Below are 18,932 nucleotides of genomic sequence, written 5' to 3' on the forward strand. Positions count from 1 at the left end.
CACCGAGCCGGCTTCGTTCGTTTCGGGGTTCGGGCGGTTGACTTCGGGTTCGCGGAACCGAGCTTCCCGGCGAAGGACCGATGGGAGCCCCAGCGATGACCGAGCGCTTCGACCTCTACTATTGGCCCGGCCTTCAGGGCCGCGGCGAGTTTCCGCGCCTCGTCCTGGAAGCGGCGGAAGCCCCCTATCGCGACATGGGCCGCCTGGACGAAGCGGAAGGCGGCGGCGTTTCGGCGATGATGGCGATCCTGGAGACGGGCATCGGCGGACGCATCCCCTTCGCGCCGCCCTTCCTCGTCGAGGACGATCGGCTCGTGGCACAGGCCGCCGAGGTCTCGGCCCATCTCGGCGAACGGCTGGGCCTTGCACCGCAGGCGGAAGCCGACCGCCTCTTCGCCCGCACAATCGCGCTCACCACCGCGGACCTCGTGGCGGAAGCGCATGACACGCACCATCCGGTCGGCACCGGTCTCTACTACGACGATCAGAAGCCGGAAGCGCGGCGGCGCTCGGAGGAGTTCCGGCGCGAGCGGATGCCGAAGTTTCTCGGCTGGTACGAGCGTCTTCTGTCGGCAAACCCGAGCGGCTTTCTCGTCGGCGATCGCCTGACCTATGTCGATCTCGGCCTGTTCCAAATCGTCGAAGGCCTGCGCTACGCCTTTCCCCGGCGCATGGCGGCGATCGAGGCGAACTATCCGCGCGTCCTCGCCCTGCACGACCGCGTGGCAGCCCATCCACCGGTCGCCCGGTATCTCGCGAGCCCGCGCCGCCTCGCCTTCAACGAAGACGGGATCTTTCGGCATTATCCCGAGCTCGACGGCGCGTGAGCGGCCGAACGAACCGCTCCAAGTCATGAAAAAAGGGCGGCGGCATCGCTGCCGCCGCCCTGTCCGATCGAAAGGCCGATGCCGCCGCGGCGGCAGGTTCGTATCAGTTGGCGAGCTTCGAGGCGAAGAGCGCGAGGCCCTGCTGGTAGACGGTCGCGCGGTTCCAGTCGACGAGGCGCGCGAAGTTCGGCTCGCCCGGGCCGTAGCCGGCGCCGGCCACCCAGCCGTGCTGCTTCAGGAAGTTGGCGGTCGAGGCCAGGACGTCGGCCTTCGAGCGGATCAGGTCGCGTCGGCCGTCGCCGTCGAAGTCCACGGCATAGCGCAGGTAGTTCTTGGCGAGGAACTGCGTCTGGCCGATCTCGCCGGCCCAGGCGCCCTTCATGTCGGCGGCGCGCTTGTCGCCCCGGTCCACGATCTCCAGCGCTGCCATCAGCTCCTCGGTGAAGAAGTCCGAGCGGCGGCAGTCGTAGGAAAGAGTCGCGAGCGAACGGAAGATGTTCATGTTGCCGGAATTGGAACCGAAGCCCGTTTCCATGCCCCAGATCGCCACCAGGATCTCCTTCTGGACACCGTAGCGCTGCTCGATGCGGTTCAGGAGGTCGCGGTTCTGCGCGATGATGCCCTTGCCCTTCTTGACGAAGGACGCCGGGGCCCGACGCTCCATGAAGGCGTCGAGCGACAGCTTGAAGCTCTTCTGGTTGCGATCGAGGCTGATGACCTTGGGGTCGTAGCTGACGTTGCCGAGCGCCGTCTGGAGCGTGTTCTGCGAAATGCCGCTGGCCGCTGCCCGGGATTTGAAGCTTTCCAGCCACGGTCCGAAGCCCGCCGAGGAATTGCCGCAGCTCTGGGCGAGCGCCGGCGCGGCGAAGGTGAGAGCGGCAGCGGCGAGCGCCGCCCGAAGAAGCGGGAGTCTGCTCATGCGATGGTCCCCTTGGGTTCTGGTCCGCCGCCCCCTCGAAGGGCAGGTCCGGCTGTTGGTCGTGCGTGGTCGCGCGGAGCCCGGAAAGGCACCACCGTCGATTGATTCTTTGGCCTTAAACAACAACAAAGCGTTTGCGAAGAGGCGTTCCCAGCCGGTTTCGCATCCGGCGCAAGTCGATTGCGCTCACGCTTTCGCGAGGCGGCCCGGACGAACCGGGGTGGTCAGCTGGGGAGCACCGACTTATCCTTCCGCGTAAGCCCCCCGCTTCTGCCAGAAAGTCTGCCGATGTTCATCGCCATGAACCGCTTCAAGGTCCTTCCCGACGCCGCACAGGAGTTCGAAACGCTCTGGGCGAACCGCGAGACGCATCTGCACACCGTCCCCGGCTTCCAGGAGTTCCATATGCTGAAGGGGCCCGAGCGCGAGGATCACCGGCTCTACGCGTCGCACACGATCTGGGCGAGCCGGGACGCCTTCGAGGGCTGGACGCGCTCGGAAGCGTTCCGCGCGGCCCATCGCGGCGCGGGCGGCACGCGCCCGCTCTATCTCGGCCATCCGGAGTTCGAAGGGTTCGAGGTGATCCAGACCGTGGACGCTCGGGGGCAGCGCAGCTAGTTAGCGCCGCCCTATTCGGCCGCGATCGGCTTCACCCAGAGCGAGGAACACACGATCCGGCTGGTGTCGCAGCGGTCCTTGTGGCGCTCTGCGATGTGGACGACCTCCTCCATCAACCCGTCGGACAGGCGGGTCGGCTGGAGGCCGAGCCCGATCAGCGAATCGTTGGCGACCACGAGATCGTTCTCGGCCATTTCCTTGCGCGGATTGTCGAGATGCTCGACCGGCACGCCGGTCATGCGCGACACCATCTGCGCGAGGTCGCGTACCCGGTGGGTCTCGGTCATCTGGTTCATGATCCGGACGCGCTCGCCGCGCTCCGGCGGTGCCTGGATGGCGAGCGCGATGCAGCGAACCGTGTCGCGGATGTGGATGAAGGCGCGCGTCTGGCCGCCCGTGCCGTGGACGGTGAGCGGGTGGCCGATGGCGGCCTGCGCCAGGAAGCGGTTGAGCACGGTGCCGTAGTCGCCATCGTAGTCGAAGCGATTGACCAGGCGCTCGTCGAGATCGGTCTCCGGGGTCGAGGTCCCCCAGACGATGCCCTGGTGAAGATCGGTGATCTTCAAACCGTCATTCTTGGCGTAGTACAGGAAGAGAAGCTGATCGAGGGTCTTCGTCATATGGTAGATCGAGCCGGGATCCACCGGGTACAGGATCTCGACATGGGCCTCGGCGCCCGCCGAGCGGAGCGTCGCGTCGATGTATCCTTCGGGGATCGTCATGCCCTTGGTCTTGCCGTAGCCATAGACGCCCATCGTGCCGAGATGGACGAGATGGGCCTCCGGACAGGCCTCCACCATGGCGCAGAGCACGGCGGACGTCGCGTTGACGTTGTTGTCCACCGTGTAGCGCTTGTGCCAGGGCGACTTCATCGAATACGGCGCGGCGCGCTGCTCGGCGAAATGGACGATGGCGTCCGGCGCGACCTCGCGGAACAGCGCCTCCAGCCGGTCGTAGTCCTTGGCGACGTCGAGCTCGACGAAGTCGATCGGGGTGTTGCGCGTCTCGCGCCAGGCCTGCAGCCGCTCGTCGATGGAGCGGATGGGCGTCAGGCTGGAAACGCCGAGCTCCTCGTCGGTCCGACGCCGAACCAGGTTGTCGACGATGGTCACATGGTGCCCTTCGGCCGACAGGTGGAGGGACGTCGCCCATCCGCAGAACCCGTCGCCACCCAGAACAATCACCTTCATGCGGACATCACTTTCGTCTCGTGGCGCGCCCCGGCGCGCCCAGTCAAGGCAAGCTCTATCATCGTGAAAAGCTTTCGGAAACGGCGCTTCCGTTTCCCGGGGTTGGGGGAAGTCGAAACATGCGCATCCTGATCGCGTCCGACGCAGCCGCACCACAGATCAACGGTGTCGTCCGGGTCCTGGAGACCACGGCGGACTGGCTTCGCCGCTTCGGCCACGAGGTGGAGCTTCTGGGGCCGGCCGCGTGCCCGCACACGATTGCAGCGCCCGGCTACCCGGAAGTCCGGCTGGCCGTGGCGCCCGGCCGCACGATCGCCCGGCACATCGAGGCCTTCCGCCCCGATTCGATCCACATCCCGGTGGAGGGCCCGATCGGCCTGTCGATGCGTCGCTTCTGCCGCACGCGGGGCATCCCCTTCACCACCTCGTTCCACACCCGTTTCGGCGACTATTTCGACCGCAAGCTCGGCTTCGGCTCGGCCGCCGCCTATGCCGCGCAGCGCTGGTTCCACAACGGGGGCGCGGGGATGATGGTGCAGACGCAGACGCTGGAGAAGGAACTCGGCGAACGGGGCTTTCGCAACATCTCCCGCTGGGGCCGGGCCGTGGACACCGATCTCTTCCATCCCTGCCGGGACGAGCCCGGCTTCGACGCCGATTTCCTGAACCTGCCCCGCCCGATCTTCATGTATCTCGGCCGCGTCTCCGACGAGAAGAACCTGCCGGCCTTCCTGGGGCTCGACCTGCCGGGGTCCAAGGTCGTGGTGGGCGACGGGCCGACGCGGACCAAACTGACGGCCGCTTATCCCGCGGTGCATTTCCTCGGCTATCGCCACGGCGCGGATCTCGCCCGCCACCTGTCGGCCGCCGACGTCTTCGTGTTCCCCTCGCGGTTCGAGACCTTCGGGCTGGTGGTTCTGGAGGCTCTGGCCTGCGGCACGCCGGTGGCCGCGCTCCCGGTTCCCGGACCGCGCGACATCGTCGGCGGCACGCCGCATGCCGTCCTATCGGAAGACCTGCGTCAGGCGGCGCTGGACGCGCTCTCGATCGACCGGGCGGGATGCCGGCGCTTTGCAGAAGGGTTTTCCTGGGAAACCTGTTCGCGCGAGTTCGAAGCCAATCTCGTCGCCATCCCGCAGAACGTCTGGGAACGGGCCGGGCACATCGCGCAGGCGGCCTGAAGGCGGCGGGCGGATCCGGCGGACCCTTGCCGGATCGGTCCCCACGGGACCCCGCCCCTGGCAGCGTCCCGGCAGGCCGTCCGAGGCCCGCCGGGTCGTCGATCTGACGTCAGGCGACCTTCTTGGCGGCAGCCGTCTTGCGGACGCGCTTGGCCGGCTTCGGCGCGGCTTCCGCCAGCGCGGCGGCGGCGGCCGCATCTTCGGCCTCGCGCGCCAGGCGCAGCGCGCGCAGACGCGTCGTCTTGTCGTTGGTCGCCTTGGTCTCGGCACTGATCAAGCGCATCGCCGACCCCTTCTCGGCGCGGTTGGCAATGTCGCCGCGCTCGCTCGAACGCAGCGTCTCGCTCCTGATTGGCATATCCATGAGGCACGTCCTTCCCGGCCGGGACCTTGATCACGCACCCGAGGAAGCCCTCGCGTGCGGGAAAACCCGGCATGGCGACCGAGGCGGCCACCCAATGGGACAACTAGGGCGTGGAGCGCCTTTTGCGAGAGCCGAGGCGGCCTACAGGGTGACGTAGGTGCCCAGCTCGACGACGCGGTTGGCGGGGATCTTGTAGTAGTCGATCATGTCGTAGGAATGCCGAGCCATCTTGATGAAGAGCTGGCTCTGCCAGCGCGGCATCTCCGAACGCGCCGCCGAGCGGATGCGCCGGCGCCCGACGAAGAAGGTCGTCGACATGACGTCGAACTTCACTCCCTTCTCGCGCAGCTGGATAAGCGCCTGGACGAGGTTGGGCTCTTCCAGGAACCCGTAATGCAGCTCGATCAAGGCGAAGCCGGGCGCCAGCTCGCGGTACCGGATCCGCTCGGCGAGCGGCACATAGGGCGTGTTGGCCGTGCGGATCGTGACGATGACGTTGCGTTCGTGCAGGACGCGGTTGTGCTTCAGGTTGTGCAGCAGCGCCGACGGCACGGTCTCGGGCGTCGACGTCAGATACATCGCCGTGCCCGCGACGCGCGAGACGGACGAGGTTTCCATCGCCTTGATGAAGGTCTCGAGCGACAGGTTCTGCTGGGCGGCCTTCGTGTTGAGAAGGCGCACGCCCCGCACCCACACCGCCATCAGCACGACGATGCAGCCGCCGATGACGAGCGGCAGGTAGCCGCCGTCGGCGAGCTTCAGGAGGTTGGCGGCGAGATAGGCGAGGTCGATGGCGAGGAACGGCGTGACCACGGCGACGGCGAGCCCCAGCCCCCATTTCCAGCCATAGGCGAAGACGACGACCGCAAGGAGGCTGGTGACCACCATCGTGCCGGTGACGGCGATGCCGTAGGCGGCGGCCAGCGACGAGGAGTCCTGGAAGAACAGGACGAGGAGCACGACACCGATCAGCATGAGCCAGTTGACGGTCGGCAGGTAGATCTGCCCCTGCTCGGTCTCGGACGTGTATTCGATCTGCAGGCGCGGCAGGAGGCCGAGCTGGATCGCCTGCTGGGTCAGCGAGAAGGCGCCCGTGATCACCGCCTGCCCCGCGATGATGGTGGCCATGGTCGCCAGGATCACCAGCGGAACGCGCGCCCATTCCGGAGCCGACAGGAAGAAGAGGTTCGGAAGCACGGTCGGATCGTGCAGCGCGTAGGCGCCCTGGCCGAGATAGTTGAGAAGCAGCGCCGGACCGACGAAGCCGAGCCAGGCGAACTGGATCGGCCGCTTGCCGAAATGCCCCATGTCCGCATAGAGCGCCTCGGCGCCGGTGACGGCCAGGAACACCGAGCCGAGCACCGTGAAGCCGATGATCCCGTGGCTCGTCATGAACCAGAACCCGTTGATCGGGTTGAGCGCGTGCAGGATCTGCGGCGCGTCGCCGATGTGCGAGACACCGATCGCGGCCAGCGCGATGAACCAGACCGACATGATCGGCCCGAAGAAGCGCGCGACCTGCGAGGTGCCGAAGGACTGGACGGCATAGAGCCCGACGATGACGGCGAGCGCGATCGGCACGATGTAGGGGTCGAGGCCGGGAGCGGCGACCTTGAGCCCTTCGACCGCCGACAGCACGGAGACCGCGGGCGTCAGGATGGCATCGCCGTAGAACAGCGCGGCGCCGACGATGCCGAGACCGAGGATCACCTTGTTGGGCTTGGCGAGCGCCTTCTGGGCCAGCGCCATCAGCGACAGCGCCCCGCCCTCGCCCTGGTTGTCGGCGCGCAGCACCAGCATCACGTACTTCACCGTGACGACGAAGATGAGCGACCAGACCAGCAGCGACACGATGCCGATGATCTCGCTCGCCGAGGGAACGCCGCCGACATGCAGCAGCGATTCCTTCATCGCATAGAGCGGGCTCGTCCCGATATCGCCATAGACGACACCGATGCTGCCCAGCACGAGAGGGCCGAGGCTCTTGGCGTGCGGGTTCTCGCGCGTCTGAATCTGCGTCTCGGCCGCAGGAGCCGCCTGACCACTGGTCATTCCTCGAACGAGGCCTCCGGGATGGAACGGAACGGGTGGGTCAAGAGGCCGACGCCTTCGCCTCTGCGCTGGCCGTGCGCCCGGGTGTCGGACGGCACGTCATGATATGATGGCACCGGACGCGCTGGTGAGCGCGGCGGGCCTGCGGCAGCGGCAATAGCACGGAAACGCGGCGCTGCAAAAGGCAGCGCGCGGCAACCGGGAGCTGCCCTCGGATGTCTCGAAAAAACCTGTCGCGCCTAGCCATTGCCATGCCTTCCCGGCCGGGTCGGGAGGCTTATGTATCAACACCGAGAGGTCGATCTTCGGCCGGCCGACGAGCGTTGATCGCCTGGCCCCGCAGGAACAGGACCGCCAAGCGTGCGAGGAGACCGCAATGACGTCGGATCGGGATCAGGAAATCCGGAACCTGGCCTACTTCCTGTGGGAGAAGGCCGGACGACCGTCGGGCCGGGAGCACGACTTCTGGGCCGAGGCCGCGCGCAAGGTCGAAGGCGAGCCCGACCAGCGCAAGGATGAACCCACCCACGAGAACCGCTTCGTCGCGCGCTGAGCGCCCCATCCAGATCGGAGACATCGATGCGCCAGGACATCAGGGAACACATGGACGTCATCGGTGCCGACGGCACCCATGTCGGCACGGTGGATCGCGTGGAGGAGCACCGGATCAAGCTGACCCGCCGCGACAGCGGCGAAGGGACGCACAAGGGCCACCATCACTACGTGCCGATCGGCCTCGTCGCCGAAGTCGAGGGCGAGCGCGTACGTCTGTCGGCCAATGCCGATGTCGCCGTCTCCATGGAAGAGGAAGACGACGGCTCTCCGGCCTGATGCCTTTCGCCGCGGGCGGCGGCAGGACCCTGCCCGGCACGACGGGGCCGCGTATCGCGCGGCGTCGTTGACTTCGCGATCGCGCTGCGCGATCCTTTCCCTATTCCGAGGGGTGCACCATACGGGTGCTGAGATGGCCGGGCGGCTGAACCCTTGAACCTGATCCGGGTCATACCGGCGTAGGAACGGGAATGGGCGTCGTCCGCCTTCGTTGTCTCCGCTCGACATCCGGATCTCTTGTGGCCGATACCGGCCGGGGAGATCGCATGCGCCCAACCCGTTCACCTCCGCCGTCTCCGGCGCTGCCCCCTCTCCGCCGCCTGTCGATCTGAAGCCGGGTGCGCGCGTTTCGCGCGGTCGCGTTCGGCCTTCTGGCGGGGCTTCTCGCCTGGGCCGCGATCGTCCTCCTCATCAACCCTCCGCGCTACATGCTGCCGCCGCCGATCGACGTCGCGCGCGCGTTCGCGGCGCAGGCCGGCCGCCTCGCCGGTGGCACCATCGTCACCGTCTCCGAGATCGCGCTGGGGCTCGTTCTCGGCGTGATGGCTGGTGCGGCGACGGCGCTTGCCACCGTCGCCTTTCCACGGGTCGGCGCCGTTCTCTGGCCCCAGGTCCTGATCCTCCAGGCCATGCCCGTCTTCGCCCTCGCGCCGCTTCTGGTCCTCTGGTTCGGCTTCGGCCTCGCCTCCAAGGTGGTGATGGCGGCGCTGATCATCTTCTTTCCCGTGGCATCGGCCTTTGCCGACGGCCTGCGGCGCACCGACCCGGACCTCCTCGACGCCACCGCTATGACCGAGGCCAGCCATTTCCAGGCGCTTTGGCATGTTCGGATCCCCCTTGCCATGCCTGCCCTCGTCAGCGGCCTGCGGGTGGCGGCCCCCCTCGCGCCGCTCGGCGCGGTGATCGGCGAGTGGGTCGGCGCATCCGGCGGGCTCGGGTTCCTGATGATCCAGGCCAACGCCCGAATGCAGACCGACCTCGTGTTCGCGGCGCTCGCGATCCTCGCGGCGCTGTCCCTTGCCCTTCGCGCCTTCGTCGACGGGATCGCCCCGCGCCTCGCCCCTTGGGCGACGGAGGAAGCGCCATCGCCTTTCCCGACCCGCATTTCGCCATGGAGGACCCCATCCTGATGCCCTTCCGCTCCTTCCCTGCGGCAGCGGGCTTCGCGCTCGCATTGCTGACCGCCGCGCCGGCCCTTGCCGCCGACAAGCTGACCGTCCTTCTCGAATGGTTCGTCAATCCGGATCACGTCCCGCTCGTCGTGGCACGCGAGAAAGGCTTCTTCGCCGCCCATGGTCTCGACGTCGATCTCGTGCCCCCGGCAGACCCGTCCGCCCCGCCCCGGCTTCTCGCGGCGGGCCAGGCGGACGTCGCCGTCCATTACCAGCCCAACCTGATGCTCGACGTGAAGGCCGGCCTGCCCCTCGTGCGCTTCGGCACGCTCGTGGAAACGCCGCTGAATACGGTCCTGGTGCGAGCCGACGGGCCGGTGAAGACGCTGGCCGACCTCAAGGGGCGCAGGATCGGATACTCCGTTGCCGGCATCGAGGAGGCGGCGCTTTCGGCGATGCTCGGTGCGGCGGGGCTGTCGCTTTCCGACGTCGAGCTCGTCAACGTCAACTTCGCTCTCACGCCCGCGCTTCTGTCGGGGAGCGTCGATGCCACGATCGGGGCCTTCCGCAATTTCGAGCTGACGCAGATGCGTCTCGAAGGCCACGAGGGCCGCGCCTTCTTTCCCGAGGAAAACGGCGTGCCGGCCTATGACGAACTGATCCTCGTCACCAGCCGAGACAAGATCGACGATCCCCGCCTGCCGCGCTTCCTCGCCGCGGTCGAGGACGCCGCGATCTTCGCGACCAACCACCCGGACGAGGCGAAGGCGCTCCTTCTGAAGGCCTATCCCGATCTCGACGACGCGTTGAACGCCCAGGCCTTCGCCGACACGCTGCCGCGGCTCGCCAAGCGCCCCGCCGCTCTCGACGCCGGTCGATACGAACGCTTCGCCGCCTTCATGGTGCGCCAGGGACTGCTCGACGAAGCTCCGGCTCTTGCGACCTACGCCGTGGAGCTGAAGCCATGACTGCGATCGCGCTCACCATCGCGGGCTCCGATTCCTCCGGCGGCGCCGGTATCCAGGCCGACCTGAAGACGTTCTCCGCCCTCGGCGTCTACGGTGCCAGCGTCCTCACGGCCGTCACCGCGCAGAACACCCACGGCGTCACCGCCATCGAGGACCTGTCGCCGGCCATCGTCGCTGCGCAGATCGACGCGGTTCTCACCGATCTCGACGTGGGCGCGATCAAGATCGGCATGGTCTCGCGAACCGAGACGATCCGCATCATCGGCGAGCGCCTGCGGGCCCACGGCCGGCGCGCCGTGGTGGATCCCGTGATGGTCGCGACCTCGGGCGACCGGTTGCTGCGCGAGGAAGCGATGGAGGCGCTACGCGGTGAACTTCTGCCCTTGGCCGATCTCGCGACACCCAATCTCCACGAGGCCGCGCTTCTCACCGCCACGCCCCAGGCGCTGAACGAGGCCGACATGGAGCGTCAGGGCCGCGCGATCCTCGGCTTCGGCGCCCACGCGGCGTTGATCAAGGGCGGTCACGGCGTTGGGCCGGACAGCGTCGACCTCCTGGTCCGGCCGGACGGCGTGCAGCGTCTTTCCGCCCCTCGAAGCGCAACGGCGTGCGATCACGGAACCGGCTGCACGCTCGCCGCCGCGATCGCGGCCGGGCTTGCACGGGGCCTCGCCTTGCCGCACGCTGCAATGGCGGCCAAGGCCTATCTCACCGATTCGCTGCGCGCGGCGGAAGGTCTCGGGGTCGGAAGCGGACGAGGACCCGTCCATCACTTTCATCACTGGTGGCCGCTCACCAGCGAACGCAGCGCGTGACCCCTCGTTCCGGCGATGATCCGCATGCGAACGGTAAGCAACCAGCGTCGACAGGCGCCCGGTGCATCAGGGGTAAGCGGTTTTCAGAGATGAACCGAAAGGAATGGTGCCCAAGGGCGGAATCGAACCACCGACACTGCGATTTTCAGTCGCATGCTCTACCAACTGAGCTACTTGGGCGCCGTTCGGGAGTCGGCCCAGTAGGGTCGTTCCGTTCGGTTCGGGCCTTATAGTCAGGCCGTGGCAGACTGTCCACCCCTCCGGCAAGGGACCGCAAAAAAACCGTCACACGACACGCCTTGCGCTCACCGCCAGCCTATGGCAATAGAGCCGCCGTCGGCCAGCTGCGGTAGCTCAGTGGTAGAGCACTCCATTGGTAATGGAGAGGTCGAGAGTTCAATCCTCTCTCGCAGCACCATCCTTTCCCGGAACAGCGTACGATCGGATCGACATAGGGCGATTGCGCTTTGCCGTGCGGGCAGCGTTATGCGTTCGATGTTCTCGGTGGATGGGTTGCAGCGCGTTTCCGATACGCGCCAGGCGGCCCGATGCAGCCGATGTGCGGAGCCATGAAGCCGTCCGTGCGTTGCCCCTCACTCAACGAGGGAGACCATTATGGCCGACATGACGCTCAAGGACATTTCCGACGCGATGGCCGACATCGATTTCTGCATGCTGTCGACGCGCACCGAGGGCGGCGACATCGCAGCACGGCCGATGTCGAACAACGGCGACGTCGCCTACGAGGGCGATTCCTGGTTCTTCACCTACGAGGAAGCCCGGACGGTGTCCGACATCGAGCGCGATCCGAAGGTCGGCCTGGGCTTCCAGGGCAAGAAGGGGCTGCTCGGCAAGCCGCCGATCTTCATCTCCGTAGAAGGGCGCGCCGAACTGATCCGCGATAAGGCCGCGTTCGAGGCGCATTGGACCAAGGACCTCGAATACTGGTTCAAGGACGGCGTCGACACGCCGAACCTCGTCCTCATCAAGGTTCACGCATCTCGCATCCATTTCTGGAACGGCGAGGACGAGGGCGAAGTGCCGGTTCGCTGACGAGCCCGAGGCTGCGGGACCGCCGCCCTTTCAGGACAACGGGCAAGCCTTCGCCCGACGGGAACAAGCGGGCGCCATCGGCGCTTCTCCTGCATCGAACCATCGAAGGAGACACCATGTCCCGCACCCCACAGGACGAGCCGCTCCTGCCCGGCGAAACGGAAACGGACCGCATCAACCGCTACGAAAGCAAGCTTCCGGGTGGCGCACGGGTCGAGAACGACCCCGACCCGGAGAACGAGGAGGGCGCCGTCGATCCCGACACGTCCGATCCACTGGATGTCGATCCGGACGTGGAGCGGGTCAAGAGCATGCGCCCGGCCTGACTGTCCAGACGATTGACAGGGCACCCCCACCCGCCGGCTTCGGTCGGCGGGTTTCTTGCGACGCCGGTGCCGCCGAGCGCGGGTCGTTCCGGCCGCTCTGCTGAACATCGGCTGTTGTCTCCGCGGAGCGCTGGCGGAACACGACAGTGATCACGCCGACTGCGCTCCCGTGGGATCGGTCATGGCGCAGACCGGGCGACAGGGGCTTCAGCGGTTCGCTGACGATCCTGCCTTCGGGTCATGGCCCGCAGCATCGGCAGCGAAGGCAGGGGGGCTCTCGTCCGCTCCGACGCACCTCGTCGTTTCGCCGTTGCTTGCTGCCGGGGTGGGCGGAAGGTCTGGATGCGGGTCGTCTTGAGCAGCGGCTTCGTCGTCATGCAGGTCGCCTGAGCGATCGTTGCAAACGTCGCTGACGATCATCCCCGCTCTTGTCTATGCGAATTGGCCGGTCAGCACATGGCCACGCGCAGGACAACTTCGCCTTCGGCGGAGCGACGCGCGGGCGCGTGGACCACGCTGCGCACGGCGCCCCTGCGCGGAGCGCCGCTTCCCGGGCGCACGATGATCTGATCGCCGACCCTGGGCACCATTCGGAACCGATAGACGCTTCGCTCCACCATTTCGCTATCGACGAGAAGCTCAACCATGCACTGCACTTCACCAACTCCCGCGATTGTCTTGCGCGATAAACGATAGGTCGAAGGTTGTGTTGCCTTGCGCTTCCGCAGAAGGTTTCCAACGCGTGAAAGCTTGTCGATGCCTTTGATCGATCGTGACCTTCAGACCCACCGCAGTCGTAGTGCGTTTCGGTGACGACGGCAGCCGTTGAGACGACCGGGGATCTGCAGGGCCGGAAAGGCCAAGGGCGACGTCGGCACCGTTACGTCCTCCCGTTCGCGCCTCGTCCTACCGGCGCGTCGCAAGCATGCCGGGCAACTGTCCGATGCGCGTGCCTCTGCATCGCGGGGGAACGAATGGCCGGTCGAAAGCCCCGAGTGCCGCTGAAACGGACGCGACGCCCACGGCGCGTCCTGGAGGGATGGTGATGCGCGGCGCCGCCGGTGCGGCCATTCGCTCAAGTTCCCATCGGATCGCGCGCGACCTGGGTTGTGATCCACTGGACGAATGCTTGCACGATGGGTTCCGAAGCCCGCCCATCGGACACGACGATGTAGTAGGCCGTGTCGGTCTCGGCGATCGGATGCTCCCCTTCGAGCATGACGAGACGCCCCTGCCCGACCTCGCGCTCGATCAGGTAGGCCGGCAGGAGGGAGGCACCGAGGCCGGCCAGCGCCGCCTCGATCATCAGGGCGAACTGATCGAAACGATGCCCGTGAAACCCGCGCGTCGGATCCCGTCCGTTCGTGCCGAGCCAGGCCGACCACTGGGCGGGGCGCGATTCCAGATGCAGCAGCGGCGTTTGGTCCGACAGGACACGCCCCGATCCCGCGAGTTCGGGCGTCGCGACCGGGATCACCGTCTCGGCGCAGAGGTAGCTGCAGGTCGCCCCGGGCCAGGTGGGCTTGCCATGATGCACCGCCAGATCGACGCCGGCTTCCCCCATGTCGAAGGCCTCGGCGCGCGACAGGACCGTTGCCTGCAGGCCCGGATGCAGTGCCAGGAAGCTGGGAAGGCGCGGCATCAGCCAACGGCTGCCGAAGGTCGGCAGCGTCGCGATCGTCAGATGGCCGGTGACGTCCCGTGAGCTGGCCGCACGCAAGGTGAGATCGGCGACGCCGGCGAGGATGCGCTCGGCTTCGGGCAGGAGACGCTGGCCGGTGCTCGATACAACGACACGCTGGCGCACGCGCTCGAACAGGGCGACGCCGAGTTGGGTCTCCAGGTCGCGTATCTGCCGGCTGACCGCGCTCTGCGTCAGATTGAGTTCCACCGCCGCGCGGGTGAAGCTGCCATGGCGCGCCGCCGCTTCGAACGCTTGGAGCGCGGACAGCTCCGGCATCAGGCTGCGGCTCAGCTTCATTCCCATCTCGCATCAAGTCGATTGGCGATAGCGGATCTAGGCGCTCATCCCGTCGACGATCAAGGGGCCGGACCCTCCACTGGTCCTGCACCGATCATGATGCTCATCTCGCCCAGTCATCGAACCGATGCAGGCGACGCCTCCGCAGCCGGCACGCTTCCGTCGCCGGTCTCGGCGAAGCCGACTATTCCGCGTAGACCCAGAGCACCACGGCATCCCCCTCGCCTTCCGAGGTCCAGAGATGACCGGTCGAGGCGTCGTAGTAGATCGAGTCGCCCGCTTCGAGCCGCGTCGGCTCGTAGCTTTGGCTGTGAATCACGAGCGTACCCTCGAGAACCATGAGGAAGATCTCGGCCTCGTAACGCGCCCATTCCTCGTAGGCCGAGAGATCGCGTGCGCGCACGCGCGTGCGAATCGGCGTCATGCGGCGGTTCTTCAGATCGCTGCACAGAACCGCGTTGTCGCAGGCACCGGTCGCCGTGCCCTTCGCCTCGCCGGCTCGCGACAGGCTTCGGCGCGCCATGCCCGCGCGCTGACGCGGCGATTCCAGAAGCTGGCTGAGCGAGAGATCCATCCCGTGGGCGATCTTGGTGAGCGTCGTGACGGTGGGAGAAAGCTCGTGGCGCTCGATCTTGGACAAAGTCGAGAAGGCGACGCCCGTGTGCGCCGCCGCCTGCTGAAGGGTCCAGCCCCGGTCGGCCCGCAGCTGCGCGATGCGCGCCCCGACATCGATCGAACCCACCGGCGCGGGACCGGACGGTTGCGGCGAGCGCGAGGCAGCGATGTCGAAATCCATGGGCCGGCCGCCTCGACGATGGGGACGATATGCTCCGCAAATTGCCACGACCGCGCCCCGCTGCACAATCATGCCATTGATTTTCGTATTCGACAATTTGTAGTCTCTCGCGACAACGGGCGAACGACAGGACCCCTCCATGCGCGCTAACGACCTTCACGGCATCCTACCGGCTCTTCCGACACCGCTGCGATCCGACGGACGGCCGGACCTCGCTGCGCTCGGCGCTCTGGTGGAGCGCAACCTCGCCGCCGGTGTCGGGGGGCTCGTGCCGATGGGCGGAACCGGCGAATACACCGCGCTGTCCCCCGAGGACCGGGTCGCCGTGGTCCGCCGCACGGTCGAGGTCGCCAAGGGAGCGGTGCCCGTCCTGCCGGGCGTCCTGTCCCCTGGCTTTGCGGAAGCCGTGGCGACCGGCGAGGCCTTCCGCGAAGCCGGTGCGGCCGGGCTCATGCTGGTGACGCCGTTCTACGTGATCCCGAGCCAGGATGGCGTCCTGGAATACATGCGGGCCTACCGCCGGAGCGTCGACCTGCCGCTCATCTACTACGACATTCCCGCCCGCACCGGCTTCAAGACGGCGACGGCGACGCTCGCCACGCTGGCGCGCGAGGACACCGTCATCGGCGTCAAGGTCTGCAACACCGACGCGCACTACTTCAACTGTCTGTTCCAAGCGGTCGAGGACCGCATCTCGCTCCTGTCGGGCGACGACATGCTTTACGCCATCCATGCGATGCACGGCGCGCGCGGTGGCGTCCTTGCGAGCGCACCGCTCCTTCCCGATTACTGGATGCGGATCCACGAGACCCTCGCGGACGGACGTTTCGCCGAAGGCATCGCATTGCACCGGCGGCTGCTTCCGGTCTTCGAAGCGCTCTTCAACGAGACCAATCCGGGGCCGTTGAAGGCGATGCTCGCTGCCCTCGGCTGCCCCGTGGGCGAGGTCGCCCTGCCCCTCCTTCCGCCGAACGGCGAGACGCGGGCCCTGATGGATCGTGCGCTGGGCGTCATCCGCACCGATGCCATGACCGCCCCTCGCGACCAGGCGCTCGCCTTCGCCTGAGGCGACGGTCGCCTCAGTTCTCGAAACTCGCGATCAAGGCGTTCGAGAAGAACAGGGTGTCGGCCAGGAGGGGTGCACTCCGCTCCTCGCCGACATCCCCTCGCAAGAAGGCCCGGCGTGATCCGGGCCTTTCGCTTTGGTGTCTCTAGAGAACGGTGCCGGGATTCATGCGCTGGCCGGGGTCGATGACGCCCCGGATCGCGCGCATCAGCTCGAGCCGGACCGGATCGCCGCGCTGCGCCAGTTCGCCCTTGAGCTTGCGTCCGATTCCGTGCTCGGCCGAGAAGGTTCCGTTCAGAGCCTCCACCTCGTCATGGACGATCCGCATCACCTGTGCCGTCACCGCCTTCGGATCGGCGAAGGCGTCCCATTCGGCGTGCGTGAAGTGAACGATGAAGTGCACGTTCCCGTCGCCAACATGCGAGACGATCAGAATGTTGGCGCCGGGATGGGCCGCGCGCACGCCTTCGCTGCAGGCCTCGATCATCCGGGGAACCAGCGAGGGCCGGACGGCGACGTCGTGCGAGAGCGAATGGCCGTGGATCTTGTTCGCTTCGGAAACGGAGTGCCGGATATGCCAGATGTCGCCGCCCTGCGCCTCGCTCTGCGCGACGAAGGCGTCCAACACCGCCCCGTCCTCGAAGCGCTCGGCCAGCCACTCCTCGAGCTGACCCTGGAGGTCGGCGGCGGCGTCCGAGCTGCCGAGTTCGACCAGCAGCGACCAGTCGGATCGCGTCTCCAGGGGATGCCGCGTGCGCGGAATGTGCCGGAGCACCAGTTCGACCTGATTGCGGGACAGAAGCTCGGCCGCCTGGACGGCGGTGTCGAAGCGGTCCTGAAGACCGGTGAGGATCGTGACCGCAGCGTCCAGATCGGCCAGCGCGACCCAGGCATGGGCGGAGGCGCGCAGCATCGGGTGCATGCGGATGGCCGCGCCCGTGACGACGCCGAGCGTCCCCTCGGCGCCGACGAAGAGGTTGCGCAGATCGTAGCCGGTGTTGTCTTTCCGCAAGGCCCGCAGATCGCTGAACACCCGGCCGTTGGGCAGCACCACCTCGATGCCGCAGACGAGTTCGCGCATCGGGCCGTAGCGCAGGGCGCTGGTGCCACCCGCATTGGTGGACAGGAGCCCGCCGATCTGCGCCGTGCCCTCGCTGCCGAGATTGATCGGCACGCGTCGCCCCACCCCTTCCGCGGCGGCATGGACGGCGGCCAGCGCCGCTCCGGCATCCACGATCATCACCCCGGACGGCTTGTCGATCTCGCGGATGCCCGCCATGCGGCGCAGCGCGAGAACGATCCCGTTGCCGCCCTCCGGCGGCACCGATCCCTGGCACAGGCTGGTATTGCCGCCCTGCGGCACGAGCGAGCGACCGCACTCGGCGGCGGCCTTCACCACGCCGGCGACCTCGCTCGTATCGCCGGGAAGCACCACCGCGAGCGCCGTGCCGCGGCTGTAGCCGCGCCAGTCCTCGAGATACGGCGCCATGTCGGCCTCTTCCGTCAGGACGTTGCGCGCCCCGACGATGCCGCGGAGCCGGGCAAGAACGTCGTCGTCTGCGAGGGAGGCGGTCATGCTGTCTTCCTGTTCTTCGAGCCCGTCGATGCGACGAGGTGGGCGTTTGGGCACACGAGGGTCGGGCGTGTGTTGCCGAGCCGGTTCAGCCGATCCACTCGCAGGATCGAAGCGCTGCAAGGTTCGGCGCACCGCTGAACGCGAGGAAGCCGCGCAGTTCGTCCGTCAGCTGGTTCAGGATCTCGGCGACGCCCGCTTGGCCCCCCGCCGCGAGGCCGTAGAGCGGCGCCCGGCCGAGCATCACGGCATCGGCACCGGCCGCCAGAAGCTTGGCGGCGTCCGATCCGCGCCGCACCCCGCTGTCGGCGAGGAGCGTCGCGGACGGACCGACGGCGTCCCGGATGCGGGAGAGGACGTCCAGTGGCCGGACGGCGCTGTCGTGGTTGCGCCCGCCATGCGAGGAGACGACGATGCCGTCGCAGCCGGCGTCGAGCGCCGTCTTCGCATCGGCCGGCGAAAGGACGCCCTTCAGAAGCAACCGTCCCTGCCACCGCCGACGAAGTTCGCGGACGAAGCCCTCGTCGAGAACCGTATCCAGCGCAAAGCGCGGGTCGGCGATCGCGGCGGTGACGGATTGCGCGGCATGCGTGGGATAGTGGGCGTAGGAGGGAAGCCCGCCCTGCCGGACGTATCGGCCCATCACGCCGGCGGTCCAGCGGGGGTGGAGCGCGAGATCCAGCGCCAGCGCAGGCGAGGGTTTCAGCGGAATGCCGAACCCGTTGCGCCGGTTGTGGATCTTCTTCGGGGATGCCGGCGTGTCCACGGTCAGAACGAGCGTGCCCGCACCACAGCGTGCCACGCGGTCCAGCAGAGCCCATGTCTCGGCCCGGTCGCGCCAGACATAGAGCTGGAACCAGAGCTCGACGCCGGGCGCACGCTCGGCGATCGCCTCGATCGCCGTCGACGACTGCGTCGAGACGGTAAACGGAAGGCCGGCTGCGGCGGCCGCTCGGGCGACGAGGACCTCCCCGTCGAACCGCACGAGACCGGCGAGCGCCGTCGGCGCGATCACCAAGGGCGAGCGCCGCGCCATCCCGAAGCAGAGGGTCGTCATGTCGGGATCGGAGACGGGCTGGAGAACCCGCGGCACGACCCGCCTGATGTCGAAGCCCTCGCGCAACGCCGTCAGCGCCCGCTCGCCCTCCGTGCCGCGATCGATGTAGTCGAACAGGGCACGCGGCAGGAAGGCGCGCGCGGCCGTGCGCGCCTCGTCGAAGTCGAGAAACCCGGGCGCACGGCGCATGGATCGGTGCCCGT

At 67.6% G+C, this 18,932-nt stretch carries 20 protein-coding genes, 2 tRNA genes and 1 riboswitch; of the genes, 12 read left to right on the forward strand and 10 right to left on the reverse strand.

The window, feature by feature from the left end:
- Positions 1–95: 95 nt before the first annotated feature.
- Positions 96–827, forward strand: coding sequence for a glutathione S-transferase (locus AUL34_RS18105; RefSeq protein WP_156420987.1), 732 nt, complete (start codon positions 96–98; stop codon positions 825–827).
- Between the two features lie 103 nt (positions 828–930).
- Here the strand turns inward: AUL34_RS18105 and AUL34_RS18110 are convergent, their stop codons facing one another.
- Positions 931–1,746: a lytic transglycosylase domain-containing protein gene (locus AUL34_RS18110; protein ID WP_061936883.1), complete on the reverse strand. Its 816-nt coding sequence runs from the start codon at positions 1,744–1,746 to the stop codon at positions 931–933.
- A gap of 288 nt (positions 1,747–2,034) precedes the next feature.
- Here AUL34_RS18110 and AUL34_RS18115 point away from each other — a divergent pair, with 288 nt between their 5' ends.
- Positions 2,035–2,364 (forward strand): antibiotic biosynthesis monooxygenase, encoded by a 330-nt coding sequence (locus AUL34_RS18115; protein ID WP_061936886.1) that lies wholly within the window; start codon positions 2,035–2,037, stop codon positions 2,362–2,364.
- Positions 2,365–2,375: 11 nt separating this feature from the next.
- On the opposite strand, the gene AUL34_RS18120 is transcribed toward AUL34_RS18115, so the two are convergent.
- Positions 2,376–3,554, reverse strand: coding sequence for an NAD-dependent epimerase/dehydratase family protein (locus tag AUL34_RS18120; protein WP_061936889.1), 1,179 nt, complete (start codon positions 3,552–3,554; stop codon positions 2,376–2,378).
- 119 nt (positions 3,555–3,673) lie between these two features.
- Here AUL34_RS18120 and AUL34_RS18125 point away from each other — a divergent pair, with 119 nt between their 5' ends.
- Entirely contained in the window at positions 3,674–4,735 is a 1,062-nt protein-coding gene (locus tag AUL34_RS18125; protein ID WP_061936892.1) for a glycosyltransferase family 1 protein, read from the forward strand.
- A gap of 109 nt (positions 4,736–4,844) precedes the next feature.
- On the opposite strand, the gene AUL34_RS18130 is transcribed toward AUL34_RS18125, so the two are convergent.
- The gene (locus tag AUL34_RS18130; RefSeq protein ID WP_061936895.1) at positions 4,845–5,099 is read right to left on the reverse strand and encodes a hypothetical protein; all 255 of its coding nucleotides are present in this window, start codon (positions 5,097–5,099) and stop codon (positions 4,845–4,847) included.
- A 141-nt stretch (positions 5,100–5,240) separates the two neighbouring features.
- Positions 5,241–7,151: a potassium transporter Kup gene (locus tag AUL34_RS18135; protein ID WP_061936898.1), complete on the reverse strand. Its 1,911-nt coding sequence runs from the start codon at positions 7,149–7,151 to the stop codon at positions 5,241–5,243.
- A gap of 376 nt (positions 7,152–7,527) precedes the next feature.
- Here AUL34_RS18135 and AUL34_RS22005 point away from each other — a divergent pair, with 376 nt between their 5' ends.
- The 5 genes from AUL34_RS22005 (at position 7,528) to thiD (ending at position 10,877) form a co-directional block, all read left to right on the forward strand.
- On the forward strand, positions 7,528–7,704 hold the full coding sequence (locus tag AUL34_RS22005) for a DUF2934 domain-containing protein (RefSeq protein WP_082653472.1): 177 nt from the start codon (positions 7,528–7,530) through the stop codon (positions 7,702–7,704).
- A gap of 26 nt (positions 7,705–7,730) precedes the next feature.
- Positions 7,731–7,982, forward strand: coding sequence for a DUF2171 domain-containing protein (locus AUL34_RS18140; RefSeq protein ID WP_061936901.1), 252 nt, complete (start codon positions 7,731–7,733; stop codon positions 7,980–7,982).
- 98 nt (positions 7,983–8,080) lie between these two features.
- Positions 8,081–8,185: riboswitch (TPP riboswitch) on the forward strand.
- Positions 8,186–8,320: 135 nt separating this feature from the next.
- Positions 8,321–9,112: an ABC transporter permease gene (locus tag AUL34_RS18145; protein WP_061936904.1), complete on the forward strand. Its 792-nt coding sequence runs from the start codon at positions 8,321–8,323 to the stop codon at positions 9,110–9,112.
- Positions 9,112–10,062, forward strand: coding sequence for an ABC transporter substrate-binding protein (locus AUL34_RS18150; RefSeq protein ID WP_061937139.1), 951 nt, complete (start codon positions 9,112–9,114; stop codon positions 10,060–10,062). Before AUL34_RS18145 ends, AUL34_RS18150 begins: the two co-directional genes overlap by 1 nt.
- Complete coding sequence (gene thiD, locus AUL34_RS18155) at positions 10,059–10,877, forward strand: bifunctional hydroxymethylpyrimidine kinase/phosphomethylpyrimidine kinase (protein WP_061936907.1); 819 nt, start codon at positions 10,059–10,061, stop codon at positions 10,875–10,877. The genes AUL34_RS18150 and thiD overlap by 4 nt, the downstream gene beginning before the upstream one ends.
- 104 nt (positions 10,878–10,981) lie before the next feature.
- Here the strand turns inward: thiD and AUL34_RS18160 are convergent.
- A tRNA-Phe gene (locus AUL34_RS18160) sits at positions 10,982–11,057 on the reverse strand.
- A 163-nt stretch (positions 11,058–11,220) separates the two neighbouring features.
- Between AUL34_RS18160 and AUL34_RS18165 the strand changes: the two genes are divergently transcribed.
- From AUL34_RS18165 to AUL34_RS18175, 3 genes are all read left to right on the forward strand, one after another.
- Positions 11,221–11,295: transfer RNA gene (locus tag AUL34_RS18165), tRNA-Thr, on the forward strand.
- 197 nt (positions 11,296–11,492) lie between these two features.
- Positions 11,493–11,930 carry a pyridoxamine 5'-phosphate oxidase family protein gene (locus AUL34_RS18170; RefSeq protein WP_061936910.1) on the forward strand — a complete coding sequence of 146 codons (438 nt, stop codon included), beginning with the start codon at positions 11,493–11,495 and terminating at the stop codon, positions 11,928–11,930.
- A 116-nt stretch (positions 11,931–12,046) separates the two neighbouring features.
- Entirely contained in the window at positions 12,047–12,256 is a 210-nt protein-coding gene (locus AUL34_RS18175) for a hypothetical protein (protein ID WP_061936913.1), read from the forward strand.
- Between the two features lie 449 nt (positions 12,257–12,705).
- Here the strand turns inward: AUL34_RS18175 and AUL34_RS22400 are convergent, their stop codons facing one another.
- From AUL34_RS22400 to AUL34_RS18185, 3 genes are all read right to left on the reverse strand, one after another.
- Positions 12,706–12,903 (reverse strand): hypothetical protein, encoded by a 198-nt coding sequence (locus AUL34_RS22400; protein ID WP_156420988.1) that lies wholly within the window; start codon positions 12,901–12,903, stop codon positions 12,706–12,708.
- A 428-nt stretch (positions 12,904–13,331) separates the two neighbouring features.
- Positions 13,332–14,237 carry a LysR substrate-binding domain-containing protein gene (locus AUL34_RS18180; protein ID WP_061936915.1) on the reverse strand — a complete coding sequence of 302 codons (906 nt, stop codon included), beginning with the start codon at positions 14,235–14,237 and terminating at the stop codon, positions 13,332–13,334.
- Between the two features lie 184 nt (positions 14,238–14,421).
- Entirely contained in the window at positions 14,422–15,033 is a 612-nt protein-coding gene (locus AUL34_RS18185; protein WP_061936918.1) for a helix-turn-helix domain-containing protein, read from the reverse strand.
- 139 nt (positions 15,034–15,172) lie between these two features.
- On the opposite strand from AUL34_RS18185, the gene AUL34_RS18190 reads away from it, so the two are divergent.
- The gene (locus AUL34_RS18190) at positions 15,173–16,099 is read left to right on the forward strand and encodes a dihydrodipicolinate synthase family protein (RefSeq protein ID WP_061936921.1); all 927 of its coding nucleotides are present in this window, start codon (positions 15,173–15,175) and stop codon (positions 16,097–16,099) included.
- 145 nt (positions 16,100–16,244) lie between these two features.
- Here AUL34_RS18190 and AUL34_RS18195 read toward each other — a convergent pair whose 3' ends face one another.
- Both AUL34_RS18195 and AUL34_RS18200 read right to left on the reverse strand, forming a co-directional pair.
- A complete protein-coding gene (locus AUL34_RS18195; protein WP_061936924.1) occupies positions 16,245–17,675 on the reverse strand; it encodes an FAD-binding oxidoreductase in 1,431 nt (476 codons plus the stop codon).
- Positions 17,676–17,760: 85 nt separating this feature from the next.
- The gene (locus tag AUL34_RS18200) at positions 17,761–18,918 is read right to left on the reverse strand and encodes an alpha-hydroxy acid oxidase (RefSeq protein WP_061936927.1); all 1,158 of its coding nucleotides are present in this window, start codon (positions 18,916–18,918) and stop codon (positions 17,761–17,763) included.
- Positions 18,919–18,932: the final 14 nt, after the last annotated feature.

Origin of the sequence: Aureimonas sp. AU22 (assembly GCF_001463745.1) — a bacterium.
Taxonomy (GTDB): domain Bacteria; phylum Pseudomonadota; class Alphaproteobacteria; order Rhizobiales; family Rhizobiaceae; genus Aureimonas.

What these genes read in the sequence shown, in the direction of transcription:
- AUL34_RS18110 (WP_061936883.1), bottom strand. Translation starts at nt 1,746, where the DNA reads ATGAGCAGACTCCCGCTTCTTCGGGCGGCGCTCGCCGCTGCCGCTCTC.
- AUL34_RS18175 (WP_061936913.1), top strand. Translation starts at nt 12,047, where the DNA reads ATGTCCCGCACCCCACAGGACGAGCCGCTCCTGCCCGGCGAAACGGAA.
- AUL34_RS18125 (WP_061936892.1), top strand. Translation starts at nt 3,674, where the DNA reads ATGCGCATCCTGATCGCGTCCGACGCAGCCGCACCACAGATCAACGGT.
- AUL34_RS18150 (WP_061937139.1), top strand. Translation starts at nt 9,112, where the DNA reads ATGCCCTTCCGCTCCTTCCCTGCGGCAGCGGGCTTCGCGCTCGCATTG.
- AUL34_RS18200 (WP_061936927.1), bottom strand. Translation starts at nt 18,918, where the DNA reads ATGCGCCGTGCGCCCGGGTTTCTCGACTTCGACGAGGCGCGCACGGCC.
- AUL34_RS22005 (WP_082653472.1), top strand. Translation starts at nt 7,528, where the DNA reads ATGACGTCGGATCGGGATCAGGAAATCCGGAACCTGGCCTACTTCCTG.
- AUL34_RS18140 (WP_061936901.1), top strand. Translation starts at nt 7,731, where the DNA reads ATGCGCCAGGACATCAGGGAACACATGGACGTCATCGGTGCCGACGGC.
- AUL34_RS18130 (WP_061936895.1), bottom strand. Translation starts at nt 5,099, where the DNA reads ATGGATATGCCAATCAGGAGCGAGACGCTGCGTTCGAGCGAGCGCGGC.
- AUL34_RS18180 (WP_061936915.1), bottom strand. Translation starts at nt 14,237, where the DNA reads ATGAAGCTGAGCCGCAGCCTGATGCCGGAGCTGTCCGCGCTCCAAGCG.
- AUL34_RS18195 (WP_061936924.1), bottom strand. Translation starts at nt 17,675, where the DNA reads ATGACCGCCTCCCTCGCAGACGACGACGTTCTTGCCCGGCTCCGCGGC.
- AUL34_RS18135 (WP_061936898.1), bottom strand. Translation starts at nt 7,151, where the DNA reads ATGACCAGTGGTCAGGCGGCTCCTGCGGCCGAGACGCAGATTCAGACG.
- AUL34_RS18115 (WP_061936886.1), top strand. Translation starts at nt 2,035, where the DNA reads ATGTTCATCGCCATGAACCGCTTCAAGGTCCTTCCCGACGCCGCACAG.
- AUL34_RS18190 (WP_061936921.1), top strand. Translation starts at nt 15,173, where the DNA reads ATGCGCGCTAACGACCTTCACGGCATCCTACCGGCTCTTCCGACACCG.
- AUL34_RS18185 (WP_061936918.1), bottom strand. Translation starts at nt 15,033, where the DNA reads ATGGATTTCGACATCGCTGCCTCGCGCTCGCCGCAACCGTCCGGTCCC.
- AUL34_RS22400 (WP_156420988.1), bottom strand. Translation starts at nt 12,903, where the DNA reads ATGGTTGAGCTTCTCGTCGATAGCGAAATGGTGGAGCGAAGCGTCTAT.
- AUL34_RS18120 (WP_061936889.1), bottom strand. Translation starts at nt 3,554, where the DNA reads ATGAAGGTGATTGTTCTGGGTGGCGACGGGTTCTGCGGATGGGCGACG.
- thiD (WP_061936907.1), top strand. Translation starts at nt 10,059, where the DNA reads ATGACTGCGATCGCGCTCACCATCGCGGGCTCCGATTCCTCCGGCGGC.
- AUL34_RS18170 (WP_061936910.1), top strand. Translation starts at nt 11,493, where the DNA reads ATGGCCGACATGACGCTCAAGGACATTTCCGACGCGATGGCCGACATC.
- AUL34_RS18105 (WP_156420987.1), top strand. Translation starts at nt 96, where the DNA reads ATGACCGAGCGCTTCGACCTCTACTATTGGCCCGGCCTTCAGGGCCGC.